The sequence below is a fragment of the Suicoccus acidiformans genome (assembly GCF_003546865.1).
GTDB lineage: Bacteria > Bacillota > Bacilli > Lactobacillales > Aerococcaceae > Suicoccus > Suicoccus acidiformans.
This window is the reverse complement of the sequence record NZ_CP023434.1, coordinates 917846-936163: the sequence shown is the minus strand read 5'-3', so window position 1 is coordinate 936163 and position 18318 is coordinate 917846. Positions and strand designations below refer to the sequence as shown.

The 18318-nt window shown below is 44.6% G+C and carries 16 protein-coding genes and 1 CRISPR repeat array (1 of these 17 running past the window's edge); of the genes, 9 read left to right on the top strand and 7 right to left on the bottom strand.

Translation table 11 applies throughout. The features are described 5' to 3' along the window. Positions 1-1105: 1105 nt before the first annotated feature. The 9 genes from CL176_RS04570 to CL176_RS04530 all read left to right on the top strand — a co-directional run bounded on the left by CL176_RS04570 (position 1106) and on the right by CL176_RS04530 (position 12541). Entirely contained in the window at positions 1106-2221 is a 1116-nt protein-coding gene (locus tag CL176_RS04570; protein WP_118990240.1) for an ABC transporter ATP-binding protein, read from the top strand. Further along, a complete protein-coding gene (locus CL176_RS04565; RefSeq protein ID WP_118990239.1) occupies positions 2214-3017 on the top strand; it encodes an ABC transporter permease in 804 nt (267 codons plus the stop codon). The genes CL176_RS04570 and CL176_RS04565 overlap by 8 nt, the downstream gene beginning before the upstream one ends. A gap of 1 nt (position 3018) precedes the next feature. Further along, a complete protein-coding gene (locus CL176_RS04560) occupies positions 3019-3831 on the top strand; it encodes an ABC transporter permease (RefSeq protein ID WP_118990238.1) in 813 nt (270 codons plus the stop codon). Next, the gene (locus CL176_RS04555; protein ID WP_118990237.1) at positions 3824-4900 is read left to right on the top strand and encodes an ABC transporter substrate-binding protein; all 1077 of its coding nucleotides are present in this window, start codon (positions 3824-3826) and stop codon (positions 4898-4900) included. Before CL176_RS04560 ends, CL176_RS04555 begins: the two co-directional genes overlap by 8 nt. A 539-nt stretch (positions 4901-5439) precedes the next feature. Continuing rightward, positions 5440-6471, top strand: coding sequence for a PepSY domain-containing protein (locus CL176_RS04550; RefSeq protein ID WP_118990236.1), 1032 nt, complete (start codon positions 5440-5442; stop codon positions 6469-6471). A 1464-nt stretch (positions 6472-7935) separates the two neighbouring features. Beyond that, positions 7936-8058: a hypothetical protein gene (locus CL176_RS12825; RefSeq protein ID WP_276102037.1), complete on the top strand. Its 123-nt coding sequence runs from the start codon at positions 7936-7938 to the stop codon at positions 8056-8058. Between the two features lie 45 nt (positions 8059-8103). Continuing rightward, positions 8104-8643, top strand: coding sequence for a superoxide dismutase family protein (locus tag CL176_RS04540; protein WP_118990234.1), 540 nt, complete (start codon positions 8104-8106; stop codon positions 8641-8643). Positions 8644-9004: 361 nt separating this feature from the next. Next, positions 9005-10798 carry a glutamine--fructose-6-phosphate transaminase (isomerizing) gene (gene glmS / locus CL176_RS04535; RefSeq protein ID WP_118990233.1) on the top strand — a complete coding sequence of 598 codons (1794 nt, stop codon included), beginning with the start codon at positions 9005-9007 and terminating at the stop codon, positions 10796-10798. Between the two features lie 147 nt (positions 10799-10945). After that, entirely contained in the window at positions 10946-12541 is a 1596-nt protein-coding gene (locus tag CL176_RS04530) for a peptide ABC transporter substrate-binding protein (RefSeq protein ID WP_118990232.1), read from the top strand. A gap of 118 nt (positions 12542-12659) precedes the next feature. Here the strand turns inward: CL176_RS04530 and CL176_RS04525 are convergent, their stop codons facing one another. From CL176_RS04525 to CL176_RS04500, 7 genes are all read right to left on the bottom strand, one after another. Next, on the bottom strand, positions 12660-13823 hold the full coding sequence (locus tag CL176_RS04525) for an MFS transporter (protein WP_118990231.1): 1164 nt from the start codon (positions 13821-13823) through the stop codon (positions 12660-12662). 828 nt (positions 13824-14651) lie between these two features. Next, complete coding sequence (locus CL176_RS04520) at positions 14652-15539, bottom strand: IS3 family transposase (RefSeq protein WP_118990230.1); 888 nt, start codon at positions 15537-15539, stop codon at positions 14652-14654. Then, entirely contained in the window at positions 15443-16198 is a 756-nt protein-coding gene (locus tag CL176_RS04515; RefSeq protein ID WP_118990229.1) for a helix-turn-helix domain-containing protein, read from the bottom strand. Before CL176_RS04515 ends, CL176_RS04520 begins: the two co-directional genes overlap by 97 nt. A gap of 56 nt (positions 16199-16254) precedes the next feature. Then, a complete protein-coding gene (locus CL176_RS12990; RefSeq protein ID WP_118990228.1) occupies positions 16255-16689 on the bottom strand; it encodes a VanZ family protein in 435 nt (144 codons plus the stop codon). 325 nt (positions 16690-17014) lie between these two features. Then, entirely contained in the window at positions 17015-17197 is a 183-nt protein-coding gene (locus CL176_RS04505; protein ID WP_118990227.1) for a hypothetical protein, read from the bottom strand. 42 nt (positions 17198-17239) lie between these two features. After that, positions 17240-17392, bottom strand: coding sequence for a hypothetical protein (locus CL176_RS12215; RefSeq protein ID WP_162890821.1), 153 nt, complete (start codon positions 17390-17392; stop codon positions 17240-17242). 57 nt (positions 17393-17449) lie between these two features. After that, positions 17450-17737: a hypothetical protein gene (locus CL176_RS04500; RefSeq protein ID WP_240430585.1), complete on the bottom strand. Its 288-nt coding sequence runs from the start codon at positions 17735-17737 to the stop codon at positions 17450-17452. A gap of 90 nt (positions 17738-17827) precedes the next feature. Beyond that, positions 17828-18318: direct repeats of the CRISPR family, unit length 28 nt; unit sequence GGATCACCCCCGCGTATGCGGGAAAGAC; it runs 147 nt beyond the window's last position.

Here is an 18318-nt window from a genome sequence, read left to right as displayed (position 1 = left end):
AAGCCAAACCCAGTCTGACCTTCCTTGACTATCGTGGTGGCACTCTACCACGATAGTCAAAACCCCTATCACTTACGTGGTAGCTGCTTACCACGTAAGTCTACAATCCAAGTCCCACTAATCACAGACTTTCAACGCGCTCCGCCTACCCACATCCCCCAGTCTCCGACACCAAACAGCACCTTCCACTCTCCCCGGATCAAATAAAGGTTGATGCCACGACCCCTGCCGTGGCTTCCTCATCTTAATTACAAACCCAGCATGTAGCCACACTCAGATAAGACAGCACAATCTCTAATTCAACCCCCGTCTAAACTTCCTTGACTATCGTGGTGGCACTCTACCACGATAGTCAAAACCCCTATCACTTACGTGGTAGCTGCTTACCACGTAAGTCTACAATCCAAGTCCCACTAATCACAGACTTTCAACGCGCTCCGCCTACCCACATCCCCCAGTCTCCGACACCAAACAGCACCTTCCACTCTCCCCGGATCAAATAAAGGTTGATGCCACGACCCCTGCCGTGGCTTCCTCATCTTAATTACAAACCCAGCATGTAGCCACACTCAGATAAGACAGCACAATCTCTAATTCAACCCCCGTCTAAACTTCCTTGACTATCGTGGTGGCACTCTACCACGATAGTCAAAACCCCTATCACTTACGTGGTAGACTCCTACCACGCCAGTCTAAACACCCGCCAATTACGTGGCAGACTTCCTCCACGTAAGTCTAACCACTTTTCACTAACGTGGTAGCTGCTTACCACGTAAGTCTACAATCCAAGTCCACTAATCACGGACTTTCAACACGACTCGCCAGCCCCTACCACAAGCCATCCTTTCCTATACCCGAAGCACACTTAATACACTTTCTCTCTTTACATCAACTTAAGCCCTCCACCACCCAGCCTTCTCCAGCCAACACCCATTCCGAGCCCAATCATCCCCAAACCCACGCGGTCTCTGAACGTGGCCATCTTTACAATCCAATGAGATATTTTGTCAGGATTATGATGAAATTTTCTATTGTAATTCTTGGCCAAATCGCTTAAATTTATAAGGAAAAATAAAGCGCAAGCGAATAAATTAAGGAGTGAAAGATGAGAGAGAACTTGAGCAATTACAGCGTGGTTTTAGAAGGGGTTTCCAAGAATTATGGAGATCAGCAGATTCTCAAGCAAGTGGATTTGCAGTTGGAGCAAGGGAAATTCTATACTTTGCTTGGACCTTCTGGCTGTGGCAAGACGACGATTTTGAATTTGATTGCAGGATTTACTGAAGCCTCAGAAGGTGTTATTTACCTGAACAATCAGCGGGTGAATGAGGTGCCGGCGAATCAACGGCAGGTGAATACGGTCTTTCAGAACTATTCCCTCTTCCCGCATTTGAATGTGTATGATAATGTCGCATTCGGTTTGGCGATTCAAGGTCGTCCTAAAGCCGAAATTCAAAAAGAAGTAGACCAGGCCTTGGCGATGGTGGAATTATCAGGTTTCCAAAAGCGTCCGATTGAAGCCTTGTCTGGTGGACAACAGCAACGCGTAGCGATTGCTCGAGCGATTGTGAATAAGCCGGATGTGCTCTTGCTGGATGAGCCCTTCTCGGCCTTAGATATGAAATTGCGCAAGGCTATGCAGGTGGAGTTGCGGGAGTTGCAACAAAGCCTTGGTATTACCTTCGTATTTGTCACCCATGACCAAGAGGAAGCTCTGGCCATGTCGGATTGGATCTTCGTCATGGAAGCGGGTCGGATTGTGCAATCTGGCTTACCAACGGATATTTATGATGAGCCGGTCAATCGTTATGTGGCTGAATTTATTGGCGAGTCCAATATTCTTCCGGCAACCATGGTAGCTGATTATGAAGTCAATTTCGCTGGGCAAACTTTTGCCTGCTCGGATGCAGGGATTCCAGCCGGCGAGTCTGTTGAAGTGGTTATCCGTCCCGAGGACTTGCAGGTGACTGAGCCTGGCCAAGGCGTCGTGGATGCGACCGTGGAGACCGTGCTTTTCCGAGGGGTATTTAATGAGCTGATCGCGGTCGATGCCCAGGATTACCGCTGGAAAGTGCATACAACAGCGCGGGTTGAGCCAGAAGACTTTATTGGCTTAAATATTGGACCACATGATATTCATGTTATGCGCTTTAATGAGAGTGAGGAAGCCTTCGACGCGCGGATTGAGCAGTATAGCGTGGGAGGTGAGTCTGATGAATAAGTCATACCAACGCTTGTCTGTGCCTTACTATCTTTGGCTAATTGTCTTTGTTGTCGGGCCTATCCTACTTTTGGTATATCAGTCATTTTTTGATATTCATGGGAATGTGACATTAGGTAATTACATCAAGTACTTCACCAGTTGGAATTACATGCAGATGACTTTGAATTCCTTCTTATTTGCCTTCTTAATTACCTTGTTAACGCTGGTTGTGGCCTACCCCTTCGCGTATTTCATGACCCGCTCCAAACGTAAGGATTTGTGGCTTTTATTGGTCATACTGCCAGCTTGGGTAAATCTTTTGCTCAAAGCTTATGCCTTTATCGGCATCCTTTCCAAAGATGGCTGGATTGCAAGCACGCTGGCTTCACTTGGATTTTTCGAAGAGGGCTTTCTCTTTAGTAATACGGCTTTTATCTTTGTCGCAGCTTATGTGGAGTTGCCCTTTATGATTCAGCCCTTGTATCAGGCTTTGGATGCGATTCCCGAGCGCTATATTATTGCTAGCCAAGACTTGGGTGCTTCTGCTTGGCAGACTTTCCACCGGATTATCTGGCCCCTATCCATGGACGGCGTTCGCTCAGGTGTGCAGACGGTCTTTATTCCGTCGCTCTCGATGTTTCTTATTACCCGCCTTATTGGAGGAAATCGCATCATTACACTCGGTACGGCGGTTGAACAGCATTACCTTGTCACCCAAGACTGGGGGATGGGTTCGACGATAGGGGTTATCTTGGTGCTCTTGATGTTCCTCATCATGAACCTTACCAAAGACCGCAAGAAAGGGGTGGCCTAATATGCAACGCTCAAATTCCCTCCTGGCAAAAATATACCTAGTGCTAATCTTCCTTATTTTATACGCACCGATAGTGTATTTAATTGTCTATTCCTTTAACTCGGGTGGCACGATGAATGAGTTTACCGGCTTTACCATGGAGCATTACCAGAATCTTTTCGCCGATAAGCGCTTGCTGTCAATTGTCTTAGATACACTTCTCGTGGCACTTCTATCAGCCTTTGTGGCGACTGTGATTGGCACTGCCGGTGCAATTTACATCTATTCCGTTCGTCGTCCAAAACAAAGAGAACACTTAATGTCTGGAAATAACTTATTAATGGTTATGCCTGACGTTATTATTGGGGCATCCTTTTTGATTCTCTTTACTTATATCTTGCCCGTACCTTTAGGTTTCTGGTCCGTCTTATTGTCACATATTGCCTTTAATATACCGATTGTTGTCTTGATGGTCCTACCGCGTTTATATGCTATGAACCCTTCCATGCTCTTGGCTGCAGAAGATTTAGGGGCATCGTTTGGACAAATCTTAGACCGCGTTATTTTGCCGAATATCTCTTCTGGGATTCTAACGGGCTTCTTCATGGCCTTGACCTATTCCCTAGACGACTTCGCCGTGACTTTCTTTGTCACCGGAGGTGGCTTTACCACCTTGGCTGTTGAAGTTTATTCCCGGGCTCGTCGCGGGGTATCCCTAGAAATCAACGCCCTTAGCACACTCATGTTCCTTCTGTCACTGGTTCTGGTTGTCCTATATTACAGCATTCAAATGCGGGATGCCCGGTCAAATAAAGGAGGTCGCAGCCATGCGTAAATTACTTCAAGCCACAGGAATAATCCTTGTCGCAAGTGCCCTCCTCTTGCTTATGCAAAAGTGGTTAATGCCCACCGCTGCGCCGGTTGCCGGAGCGAACAATACGATTTACTTTTATAACTGGGGGGATTATATCGATCCAGACATTCTCGCCCAATTTGAAGAAGAGACAGGTTACCGCGTCGTGTATGAAACCTTTGACTCCAATGAAGCCATGATGACCAAAGTCGCCCAAGGCGGAACCCCATACGACTTAATCGTTCCGTCAGAATACACCATCGAGATGATGCGCGACGAAGGCCTACTCATGCCCCTAGACCATAGCAAAATAGTTGGCCTTGAAAACCTAGATCCTCGCTTTATGGACCAAGCTTTCGACCCAGGCAACGAGTACTCCATCCCCTACTTCTGGGGGACCCTAGGCATTATTTATGACACACGCAAATATAGCCCAGAAGACGTAGCCCAATGGCGCAATCTCTGGGAACCTAAATTCAAAAATGATATTCTCATTTACGACGGCGCCCGTGAAAGCCTAGGCATCGGTCTTTTGGCAAATGGACATTCCCTAAACACCAAAGACGACGCAATCTTACACAAAGTAGCCCGCGATTTAACTGGCTTTATGGCTAACGTCAAAGGCATTCTTGCTGACGAAATCAAGATGTACCTCGTCCAAGAAGAAGTTGGTGTAGGAATCACCTTCTCGGGTGAAGCCGCCATGGCCTTGGAGGAAAACGAAAACCTAGCCTACCACCTACCAGCTGAAGGTAGCAATATTTGGTTCGATAACCTAGCCATTCCAGCCAGCGCCCAAAACCCAGAAGGCGCCTACGCTTTAATCAACTACCTACTAGAACCTGAAATTGCCGCCCAAAATGCCGACTACATTTGGTATTCTAGCCCGAATCAAGCTGCTTACGACCTTATCGATCCCAAAGCACGCGAAGACGAAATGCTGTACCCAGACGACGAAGAAATCGCCCGACTGGAAGCCTTTCAAGATTTAGGCCAAGAGACGACCATCTTATACAATGATTTATTCCTAGAATTGAAATTAGCGCCTTAGCAGCACTAACAGTTAACTTGCACCAAACCAGGTGCTAACATCAATAATGCCTCACCCTTTAAGTGTCTGTCACCAAGGGTGAGGCTTTTTAGCTTTCACTGGCAGCCAAGGATTTCTGAACCCGGATTCCGTGGGAAACAATCTCCACGAAATGATTTCTGGCAATTATTCCGTCGGGAAACTTCTCCACGGAATTTTACGCCATTTCGATTCCGACGGACAACTTTCCCACGGAATTGCGTCACTTTTATTATGCAAATAGCAGCAACAATAGTCGGTGCTTCTGCGTGAATTCGCGCATGCATTTGGCGAACTAGTATTATAAATGTATGAAAGCTTGTTAAGTGCCAAAGGCGATTATTGTCGCAAGGTGGCAACTTATCTAGCAGAAATAACAAAGGTTCTCAATTTTTTGAACAAAGTATGAAAATTATTAGATAAATGCTGTTTATTGAGTCATTTTGCTGTCAATTTCTATTGATGTCGAGTATACTGGTATTACCGTTTAAGAAAACGTATTTATTTAGGAGGAGATTTGTATGAAGAAATCTTTGAAACAATTGTTAGCTTTATCATTGAGTGCGTCCGTATTGGTTAGCGCAGCTCCAGTCGCTTTCGCCGAGAGTGCTAGCGCAGACGTAGAGTCTGCCCAAGAAGAAGCTGCTAGCGAGGCGGCAGATGCCAGCGTTGCTTCTGAACAGGCTGAAAGCGTTGCAAGCGATGCAGAATCTGTAGAAGCGGATGCTGATTCAGCGGCTGAAGATGCAGAAAAAGCGGAAGCAGAAGCTGAGGCTGAAGCAAAAGTTGCTCAAGAAGCGGCGACTTTAGAAGAAGCTGAAGTAAGTGCTGCCCAAGCTGGTGTAGATGCTGCGGTTAAACAAATCAAAGCTGACTATCCTGAAGCAGCCTTTGACAAGATTGATGTCGTTTACGACCGTGAAGAAGATCTATACGAAATCACAGTCGAAGCTTTCACTGCTGAAGAAGACGTAACATACGAAGTTGTATGGCAAAATGGTTCTGCAGTCGAAAGTGGCTATGACCAAAACCTATTCAACACAGGCGGCGGTGAAGCACAAGACGCAGAAGAAGCTGCTAGCGAAGAAGAAGAAGCCGTTTCAGCTGAATCTGTAGCAGAATCCACAGAAGAAGCAGCTGAAACAGACGCTAGCGTTACAGAAGCTGACGTTGCTGAAGCTGAAGCTGACGCAGCAGCTGCCGATGCAGTTGCAGATTCTGACGAGCGCCCTGCTCTTGACTTAGACAAATTAGTTTCACTTGATGAAGCAACAGCTACCGCTTTAGAAACAGCTCCAGAAAGCCAAGCAATCCGCTGGACACTAGTTGCGGACGCAACAGACTTCTGGGATAACTTCCAAGCAGAAGAAAACGTAGAACGCGGCCCAGTTTGGACTGTCGAATTAGGCGGCGAAGCTGACACTGACCCAACTGCCGAAGTAAACATCAATGCAGTAACTGGCGAAGTGATCGAATCAGAAAGCGAACAAGCAAAAGAAAGTGCTGAATCTGTCGCTGAAGAAAGCGCAGAAGAAGAAGCAGCTTCAAACTAAGCCTAAATTCCTAATACATGTTAGTACCAATACGAACCACGGTAGCCGCCGTGGTTTCTTTGTGTGAATTGACGGGTTTGTGCTGAGTGCGAAAAGATTGGGAGTGTGCAGGAAGCAATTGCTCATTCGCTGGATATGGAATTGAGCATTCTGACTTGCGTGGTGGAAATTACCACATAAGTCAAAGGAGGGTTGACTAGCGTGGTACAAGTCTACCACGTAACTCATACCTCGTCTGACTAGCGTGGTGCAAGCCTACCACGTAAGTGAAAGCGGTGTGACTAGCGTGGTACAGCTCTACCACGTTAGTCAAGGAAGGTCAAACCCAAATTTGTAGCACCTTCTACGCTTTGGTACCAACTGTGGTGCGAAACCTTGTTTGCATCTTAGATAAGGAAGCCACGGCTTTCCCCGTGGCATCAACCTTTATTTGATCCGGAGAGAGTGCTTGGCTTTTGTAGGTGTTCCTAACGCTGTAAGTGTAACCTATTTGCTCTGAATTAGTGCTGAGAGGAAAAAATTGCAGCTCTGTTTGTTGGTCTGAACCGTTTTTTTCCTATCTGTCTCGAGAACTGACTTGCGTGGTAGAATTTACCACGTTAGTCAAGGAAGGTCAAACCCAAGTTTGTAACACCTTCTACGCTTTGGTACCAACTGTGGTGCGAAACCCTGTTTGCATTTTAGATAAGGAAGCCACGGCTGCCCGTGGCATCAACCTTTATTTGATCCGGAGAGAGCGCTTGGCTTTTGCAGATGCTCCTGACGCTGTAGTGTAACCTATTTGCTCTGAATTAGTGCTGAGAGAAAAAACTTGCAGCTCTGTTTGTTGGTATGAACCGTTTTTTCCTATCTGTCTCGAGAAGTGACTTGCGTGGTAGAATTTACCACGTAAGTCAAATACCTCTGGACTAGCGTGGTGCAAGTCTACCACGTAACTCATACCTCGTCTGACTAGCGTGGTGCAAGCCTACCACGTAAGTGAAAGCGGTGTTGACTATCGTGGTACAACTCCACCACGATAGTCAAAGTAGGTCAAACTCAAATTTGTAGCACCTTCTTCGCTTTGGTACCAACTACGGTGCGAAACCCTGTTTGCATTTTAGATAAGGAAGCCACGGCTTACCGTGGCATCAACCTTTATTTGATCCGGAGAGAGAGTTTGGCTTTTGTAGGTGCTCCTGACGCTGTAAGTGTAACCTATTTGCTCTGAATTAGTGCTGAGAGGAAAAACTTGCAGCTCTGTTTGTTGGTATGGGTCCATTATATGTTCGAGGATTTACACACCGTCTCACCAACCATACAAGTAACTTGCATACACACTGGCTCATAAGCCTAACTACCATACTGAGCACTAGCATCACACTTTTTTGCTAAATATAAATGCCGAGGCATATTGCTAGCAATTTAGCTAGGTGCTTTTCAGTATAGGTACAGGTTACTTAGGTATTATGTGGAGGAATGGTTATGAGAAAGCTTAGAAAGGTATTGCTCAGTTCCAATGCGGCGCTGTTGTTCGCAGCTAACGCAGGAGTTGTCGTATTTGCAGAAGAAAGTACTGCGGAAGAAGCAGCGTCTGAAGTCGTATAGTCTGTGGATTCAGCAGCATAATCTTTAGCTCCAGACGCATTAGATGTGGTAAAGTCCGCTAGTGAAAAAGTGGCTGAAGAGGTTGCTTTTGAAGTGGTGTCTGATGTGATAAATCAAGATGAGGAAGTGATTGGCACGGCGACTTTCCAAGAAGACGCCGATGGTGTTGTCACTCTTCACTTACAAGTTGAAAGCTTGCCTGAAGGGGAATTCGGTACGCATATTCATGAAGTTGGCTTAGCAACACCACCAACTTTTGAAGATGCTGGTTCGCACTTTAATCCAACGAATGTGGAACATGGAAGTGAGTCAGAATCTGGGCCACATTTAGGCGATTTGCCTAACTTAGTTGTTGGTGCGGATGGCAAGGTTGATGAAACCTTTGAAATCCCTGGCGTGACGCTTGACCCAGATGGGGAGCATACGCTCAATTCCTTAGATGGTAGCAGTTTAATCATCCACACTGAAGCGTATGATTATGTAAGTCAGCCGACTGGAGATGCTGGTGATCGTCAAGCAGCTGCCGTAATTTTCGCTCCCCAAGAAGGTAGCGAACATATTATCAGACTGATGATGAGCAAGTAAGTGACGATTCAGAAGATGAAGCTACCGACTCTGAAGCAGAAGCAACAAACACCGAATATTTTTAACCAGTCCTTAGCGGGCTGGTTTTTGTTTTGTCAACGTTTACTACGAATAAAAACATTGACAAAAGTGTCACAATAGTGGTAAATTGATTAAGCTTTTAGAAAAAATACAGAAAGGTTAATCGGATAGCGCCAGACCTCATTGAGGTGACGAGGATTGAGTCAATCGAAATTTCGGCGGATGGCTCAGGGTTTGTGCAGTCCACAAAAGCAGGCAAAACAGCAGCGCAAGTTGCTCGACAAATTCTGCTTTACGCACCTAAAAGCGAAATTTTATTTCGTAAAGGAGACAATTGAATATGTGTGGAATTGTTGGATTTGTTGGAAACGGACCGGTCCAGAAAGTTCTGGTGGATGGTTTAGCGAAGTTGGAGTACCGCGGTTACGATTCGGCCGGGATCTACATTATGGACACCGATGGCCAAGACGCCCTCTTCAAAACAGAAGGACGAATTGCTGACTTGGACCAATTGGTAGACTATGATTTACCAGCTATGATGGGCATCGGCCACACACGTTGGGCCACCCATGGTGAGAAAGCAACCCGGAACGCTCATCCGCATCAATCAGCAAGCGGCCGCTTTACGCTCGTTCATAACGGAGTGATTGAAAACTATGAAGCGCTCAAAGCGGAATACCTCCAAGACTACCCTTTCCAATCGGAAACTGATACCGAGGTGCTTGTTGCATTAGTCGATTTTTTGGCTAAGGAGAAAGGCTTAAGTGGTGAGGATGCCTTCTATCAAATGCTCGCGCTTGTGCAAGGTTCTTACGCGATTGCTCTAGTAGACAATCACACACCAGATCGCCTGTATGGTGCGAAACATAAGAGCCCCCTACTTCTGGCCATCGGTGACGGCTTTAATGGACTCGTATCCGATGCTATGGCAATGATTGCCTACACTGACCAATACGTGGAGTTGCAAGACGGCGAAGTTCTCATACTTGAAGCCGATCAAGTACACATCACCACCTTGGACAAAAAGCCTATCGAACGTGCCCCTTACACCGCGGAATTAGACGCCCAAGATTTAGAGAAAGGCACTTATCCTTTCTACATGCTCAAGGAAATTGATGAGCAACCTGCCGTCTTGCGTACTTTGATTAACGCCTATATCCAAGATGGCGCGTATCATATCGACGCAGACTTATTGCAAGCCATCCAAGCAGCTGATCACCTCTATATCATCGCATGTGGTACCAGCTATAATGCCGGCTGGATTGGCAAGAAACTCTTAGAAAACTGGGCAAATATCCCAACCGATGTTTACTTAGCCAGCGAATTTGCCTATGACATGCCCCTATTAAGTGCACGCCCCTTCTTCATTTTCCTAAGTCAAAGCGGTGAAACGGCAGACAGTCGCCAAGCCTTAGTTGAAGTGAACTGTATGGGTGCCCCATCCTTGACCATTACCAATGTGAAAGGTTCGACCCTATCGCGGGAAGCAAGTTACACCCTACTCCTGCATGCAGGCCCAGAAATTGCGGTCGCTTCTACGAAAGCTTACACCGCACAAATTAGCGTCATGGCCCTACTAGCTGCAGCCCTTGGTAATATTCCAATCCAAGAGATTGCCCGAGACCTCGGCATCGTGGCAAGCACCATGGAATCCATCCTTGCTGAGAAGTCTAGGATTCAAGGCTGGGCCGACAGCAATTTAATGGAAACACGCAATGCCTTCTACATCGGACGGACCAGTGACTACTACGTCTCCATGGAAGCCGCGTTGAAACTCAAAGAAATTTCCTATATCCAAACTGAAGCCTTCGCTGCCGGTGAATTAAAGCACGGTACCATTGCCCTGATCGAAGAAGGCACACCTGTCCTCGCTTTAATTACAGATCCAGTAACCGGTAGCCATACCCGTGGGAATCTCGAAGAAACGAAAGCCCGCGGCGCCCAAACGATGGTTATCAGCATGGAAGACACCGCACGCGACGGCGACGACTTCGTCATCCAAAGCGTTCGCAGCGAACTGCGTCCTTTGGTAAGTGTAGTTGTGACGCAATTAATTGCTTACTACACAGCCCTTGGCCGGGGGCTAGATGTTGATAAGCCGCGCAACTTGGCCAAAAGTGTAACTGTCGAATAATAAATATTCCCGTAAGGTGGACAATACACACCTTGCGGGATTTTTGGGCTTGATAAATTAAAAGCTAAATAGTATGAATTGTGCTTATTATTATTCTAAAGAACATTATGGTACAATAGAAGAAATCTAAAGAAAGAAGGCGATATGATGAAACGATTATTTAAATTACTCTTGGCGCTATTGCTCGCGCTAAATGTTGGCGTGCCCCTGGCGTCTGCCCAAGCACCCTCGGATTTAAACTTAACTCTCAGCTCCGAACCGCCATCACTAGATCCCGGCGTCACCAATGACAGTACGTCTGTAGCCATCTTGCACAATGTGTTTGAAGGCTTGACGAATAATGTGGACGGCGAAGTAGAGCCTGGCGTAGCCGAAAGCTGGGAGATTAGCGAGGACGGCTTAGTATACACCTTCCACTTAAGAGATAATGTAGTTTGGTCCAATGGTGACCCTGTTACTGCCCACGACTTTGAATATTCATGGAAACGAGTCTTAAATCCGGACACTGCTGCCCAAAATTCAACCGTCCTGCATATTATTCAAGGCGCTGAAGCGTATAATACCGGCGAAGGGACGGCTGATGAAGTAGGCATTAAGGCAATAGATGATTATACGCTGGAAGTAACCCTTGAGCACCCAGCACCTTACTTTATCGAATTACCAGGCTACTATACCTTACTCCCAGTACACCAAGCCACCGTCGAAGCGAGTGACGCATGGGCTACTGAAGCCGGAGATGGCTACGTATCCAACGGGCCTTACATCCTAAGCGAGTGGAATCACAACAGTGACTTAACCCTCAGCCGCAATGATGCCTATTGGGATAATGCTAATACGACAATTGACAGTGCCTTCATTCAAATTATCGAATCAGAAGCCACCCAGAATGCGGAGTATCAAGCAGGTAATCTCAGCTACTTAGGCGCTCCTTTCGGTAGCGTGTCACTCGACTCCGTGGATTTATACCGAGCGAATGGTGAACTACAAGCCAACCCTTATTCTGCTATCTACTGGTATAAAGTTAACACCACCGATGAAATCATGCAGAATGCGAACATTCGCAAAGCTCTAGCCTTAGCCATCAACCGCCAAGAGCTCATCGATAACATTCTCAAAAGCGAGCAAATCCCAGCTATGTCACTCGTTCCACCCGTGGTCAAAGGCTTCGAAGAGAAACATGACTATTTCCAAGACGCTGACTTTGAGCAAGCTCGCCAATACCTTGCCCAAGGCCTGGAAGAGTTAGGTATGAGCGATCCAAGTGAACTAACCATTAATCTATCCATTAACGACAGTGAAGCCCATTCAGCAGTGGCCCAATTTATTCAAGCCGGCTGGACAACCGAACTCGGCATTAATACCAATATAGATAGTACAGAGTGGCAAGTCTACTTAGACAAAGTGTCTAATTTAGATTACCAAGTCGCACGACTCGGTTGGATTGGTGCCTATAACGATGCAACCATCTTCCTCAATCAATACCGTGCCGTTGATACCGGCAATAATGACACCGGTTGGGAGAATCCAGACTTTACCCGTTTAATGAACGAATCCGACCAAGAACAAGATGACGCCCAACGTATTCAACTCATGAAAGACGCTGAAGCCGTCATGATGGAAGATATGCCCGTCATCCCACTCTACTTCTACTCCAACGACTTCGTCACCCAAGCAGGCTACGAAAATCTTGAACCCAATGCATTCGGCTACATTCAACTCAAACACGTTACCTTAGCAGACTAAACACGAACCCCCAAGCACGATTGAACTGCCCTCTGTCTACTTGACAGGGGGCAGTTCATTAAGATGCCTGGGGGGTTATTATATATAGGGAAGCCAACTCGTTCAAAAAACTAACCACTCATCTTAAAGCGAAAATTCGCCTACTCACTAAAACCAACTCATTCGCCACAAATAGCCCAATCATCGCCACTTGCAGCACAAGGCCAATCCCACTATTAACTAACAAAACTCCGCCTAATGATGAGCCAAGCATAATTGACACATCATAGACCGCTGCTTGAATCGCATTGACGATGGCAGTAGCCGAAGCGGGCACTTGGCGTGAAGCTAAAGTTTGAAAGAGCGTCGTCAGAGGACCAAAGCCCATGCCCCAAAGAATGAAAGCGCCATGCCACAAGCTCGAAGCTCCTTCGACAAAGAAGAACACCAGAAAAGCAATAATCGAAGCGGTGATTACGCCCAAGGTCACCCATTGCAGATGACTGTCAATATATTTTGCCGTGATAAAGACTGCCAGTAGCGAGCCGAAGCCGAACAGCGACTGGGCTAAGGTAATCCCGCCCGAATAAGCGAATGTTTCCAGCATATTGGCCTGATACGTATACACTGAATAATTGGCATACACCACTAAAGCAACTAACATCATCACTAACCAAACCGACCCATGACCTAGAACAGTCGATAGCGAATTCTCCGCCGTTCGCTCATCTCCCGGAGTATTCGGCATCCAGAAATACACCCCTAAGCTCAAAACTAAGAACAGAAGCGCCACGAATGCCATCTCCACCCGCCAAATCGCAAACTGAGCAATACTCGTCATCAAAGGCAAGCCCACACTAATGCCCAAGGTAGCACCAGATAAGGCAATGACCACAGCTCGACCATGATGCTCCGCGTGCACTAATTTCATTACAAAAGCAGAAATCATCGGCCATAAAGCCCCCGCCGCCGTACCACCAATTAAACGACCCATAATTAAAGTCGGATAACTTGCGCTAAAAGCAATCAACACATTTCCAAGAAAATAAAAAGCTATAATACCAAGCAACAAACGCTTACGATTCCAAGAAACTGTCCACATTGAAACAGGAATCGTCACCAAGGCAGCTGCCACCGAATAATAGCCAACCAAATTTCCCGCCTGCAATTCAGAAATACCCAAATCACTCACTAAATTGGGAATAATCCCAGAAATCGTCATCTCAGATACAATTGCCATAAACGTCATACACGCCATCAACAATAATAGCACCATTGGCAATTCTTCTTTAGAATGCTCCATGCACACAACCCCCTCAAACCCAAAATTATGCTCCTATTGTAACGAATAATTATCAGAAATAATAGACCCATTCCAGCCAATAGCCAAATGCATTTATCTATCCCTATACTTTGCCCTATTCCCTGCCTACTATGCTTCTGCAATGTTTCGTATAAAAGTGTGTTTGCTGGTGCAAAAGATGCTTCTGCCAGATGACTTTGTGCGTCACTGACATACATCCCCGAAGCTTCTGGTTGTGAATATAGGATATAAAAATAACCTATACTAAGTATTAGTACAGGTATACTCTTACATATTAAATGGATTGATTCACTCTACTTAGATGCTATTCAACAAAGGTAGATATATAGTGAACTTAGTCACCTATTTGTGAAAATTAAAAAACGTCACATGAATATCATGTTAACATTGTAGTTAGCACAACAAACAATGGAAGGATGAAATCACATGACTTACATATATGTTAGCCCAAAAGAACAAGTAGGCAAACATCTAACTTACGGTGAGCGCTGTAAGATTGAAGCGTCGTTGTAGATTCTGGATTTATTTCAATGCATACTAATTCTCAAACGTTTAAAGTTATCGTCTTTGTAGATTCAGGCCCTGGAAACTTGTAGCGCATCATACGTTTACTTTAGAGATAGTGTAACGTCGTACACTAAGATACGTCTTGCTTTCAGGGTATTTACCTAAAAGGCTAAAAAGGCTAATCTCAACATTCAACAAAAAAAGCAGAACGACTTATTATCTGAACTGCCCCCTGTCAAGTAGACAGGCAAATAAACAAATTATTTTGTGCCATGCGTGAGTGTTCTCGCATGGTTTTTCTTATACTGGAATTTTGAGCCCCATAGCTAAAGTCACTCGCTCATTATTGTAGAAATCAATATAGCGTGCAATATCTGCTTCGAGTGCTTCAAAACTGTCATAAGTATTCAGTCGGTACATCTCAGCCTTTATGATGCCCCAGAAGTTCTCCATCGGCCCATTATCTATACACTTTCCAACTCTTGACATACTTTGGATTAATCCATGCTCATCCACAAATTTTTTAAAGAAGTAAGAAGTATATTGGAACCCTCGATCACTATGAAACAGGGTTTCGCCAGAAATGATTTCATCCTCAATTTGGACAACTGTATCTTCGACCAACTGATTATTGTTACGCTTCGATAGCTTGTGGGCAATGATTTTGTTGTCCCCATAATCTAAGATGGCGCTCAAATAAGCCTTGCAATTTTCCCCATATTTAAATTCGGTAATATCTGTCAAAAGCACTTGTCTAGGTTCATAATCCTTATCAAATTGGCGATCCAACACATTGTCAGCCACATGTTGGGGCTTGCTTGGTTTATACTGGTATCGTTTGCGCCGGATGACCGCTTGCAATCCCATGAGTTTCATTAAGCGATAAACACACTTATGATTGACCTTAGCGTCTTTATAATAATTAAGATAGATGGTTATCCGACGATAACCATAAATCCCATTATAGTTGTCATAGACTTCTTGGATTTGTTCCATTAGCCATTCTAGGCGCAACTGGGAGGGCGATGGTTCGCGTTTTAACCATTTATAGTATGCCGAACGGCTGACTCCCAGAGCCTCGCACAGATAGGTTATTTTATATCCTTCTTGCTTAAGTTTCTCAATCGCCTTGAATTCCGCTTGGTATTTTGTTCTTGTAACATCAACTCTCTTTCCACTTCTTGCAATTTTTTTAAGACAGCGTTCTCCGTTTCTAAATACTCATTACGAGCTTTTAAAGCAGCGTTTTCTGTTTTAAGCTTCTCTTCTTCTGTTTGAATGCTTTCTGGCTTTCTTCGGCCTCTGCCATCTATCAGGCCATCTGGCCCATGTTTTTGATACTTCTGGACCCATGAATAGACATTGTTGTAGGATACGTCGTATTTCTCAGCAGTTTCTCTATAGGACATCCCGGTCTCTAGATAATCTTTGACAATCTCAATTTTTTCTTCTTGTGTTTTCTTCTGGCTTTTCATTGTATACACCTCGGGTTTAGGAACAACGTCCTTATTTTCTTCTCCTTTAGTATACTTGATAATCCAGTTTTTTACAGTGCTGTGGGAAGGTATATTGTATTTTAGAGCGAGTTGTCTGATAGGTTCTTGATGATCAAGATACTCTTCAACAACAGCTAACTTGAAGTCATGACTGTAATGATTATTGGAGGTCTTAGTTTGGATACCAGAATAGCCATGGCTTCTATATTTAGTGACGTAATTAGAAAACGTTTGCTTGGATAAAAGTAGTCCATATTCTTCTCTCAACGTTCTGTAGGATATACCGTCCTCTAAATATAAACGAATATATTTCTCTAGTTCACTATCTGAATATTTTCTGTTTGAACGCATAAAGCTCCCCCTTAAGTAGATTTACTTTTTTAAGTGTCTACTTTAGGGGGAGCATATCAATCCGAATCAGTCTGCTTATTTTGCCGAAATAGAGAAATAAAAAAATGAGCCAATGAAACAAAAACAATTGCACCCAAGGTGTCTAAAAGTACATCCTCGATACACCCTGAGCGATTAAGGGTTGATACTTGATGTAATTCATCGAAAGAAGCCAGCCCAAAGGTCAAGGTAATCGCCACACCATATAAAATTATGGCGTGGTTAATATACGGTCTAAGAAAAAAGTAAATCATCAACCCCAGAAACCCAAAATTTATAAAGTGTGCACCTTTACGAATAAAGAACTCAAGTAGACTATAGTAACCCATACTCTCCATTGATATGACTTCATTTCCATATGAGAATTGAATCCTGTTGAAAAACCCACTTAAGGGCTGGTTCGGCAAAAGACGCTGCAGTATAGGAATCAAAGTCTGATCCTCGTAAGGCATCCTCGAAGATTAAAATAAAGCTATACTGATCATAACAATTCCTATGAAGAATATTATTGATCGCGTTTGTCTGGACAAAGAGCATTCCACCTCAACGTAAAACTAAAGAAAAATAAAAACACCCACTTTCCTAATTATCGCCTATATCCAAAGTTAAATGTTTAAAATAATACCCGATATACACGGTAAAACATTACAAAATTTCTTCATTTCCTCATAACCTATAAGATTATCCCCGCGTATGCGGGAAAGACGACCAAGAGTCCCCCCTCAGCTTTTTATGTTATCAGGATTGGACATAAAAAATAGCCGACCTTAAGTCGACTTAGATAATATATTCTTTCAACACTTCATCTGGTATTTCCGGCTCAGTACATTCTTTTAAGCCGATTCCATGCTCTTTTTTATAAAATTCTTCATCCATCCGATTGGCTTTCTCAAGAGCTTTAGCTATGTTTTCGAGTGCTTTACGTACTTTTTTTAATTCATCTAATAAACGCCTGTCCATTAAATCCCCCACTTTCACGTTAGTAGCACCGAGATACAGCCTTCAAGGCCTGTCACCACCTTTCTGCTTTTTAAAGAGAGGCTCAACTCTGCAAACTTTTTCGGGTGATACATAAAGACGTATCATCGGCTCAAGCTCGCCAACTAAACAAAAATTCCGTTGGTCATCCACATAAAGATGATAAACCCAAACCATTACATCACCTCCTAATTTAAGGCATAAAAATAGCACTCTCTCCCAATAGAGTGAGTGCTATTTCAAATAAGTGCTAAGTTCTCCAGTATAGTCTTTAATAATTTCCCATTTTCCACCTTCAGATGAACCGTCAAGAGGAGCTGGATTAATGATTTCGTATAAATAATCTTCCTCAGAATCGTCGACGACTCGAATCATATCCGTTCCATCAACTCCAACAACGCTGTATATTTTGCCATTGGTTAAGCTATCGACACCAAAACTTTCTCCAACATACCTCACTAAAGCTATAACTGTCATATCCTCGTATGAATTAGTTTCTGATTGATAAACAGAAATTACCATTTCTTGTCACCTCGATGCTTTAAATTTATCTGTCTTTGGTAGTTTTCACCTTCCAAATCTTACCAGTGAACATCAAAAATATATTTATCTGGATCACCCCCGCGTATGCGGGAAAGACTGTACAGCTATTAAATTAGTAGAGTCGTTTTCAGGATCACCCCCGCGTATGCGGGAAAGACTTAAAGCAAGCGATGACTGGACCGGCGAACGTGGGATCACCCCCGCGTATGCGGGAAAGACGAAAATCGTTATGCGTTACAGGATGGTTTTTTGGGATCACCCCCGCGTATGCGGGAAAGACGAGCATAGGTGTAAGTTCGTTCAATGTTGTTTGGGATCACCCCCGCGTATGCGGGAAAGACAATCACTTTAGGATTTTATAGAAAGGAGTGGTGGGATCACCCCCGCGTATGCGGGAAAGACCATGGTCATCTTCCTTTTTAAGATATAATATAGGGATCACCCCCGCGTATGCGGGAAAGACGAGCATAGGTGTAAGTTCGTTCAATGTTGTTTGGGATCACCCCCGCGTATGCGGGAAAGACATTCCTTGGTAGTGATTCGATGAACCGCTTTGAGGA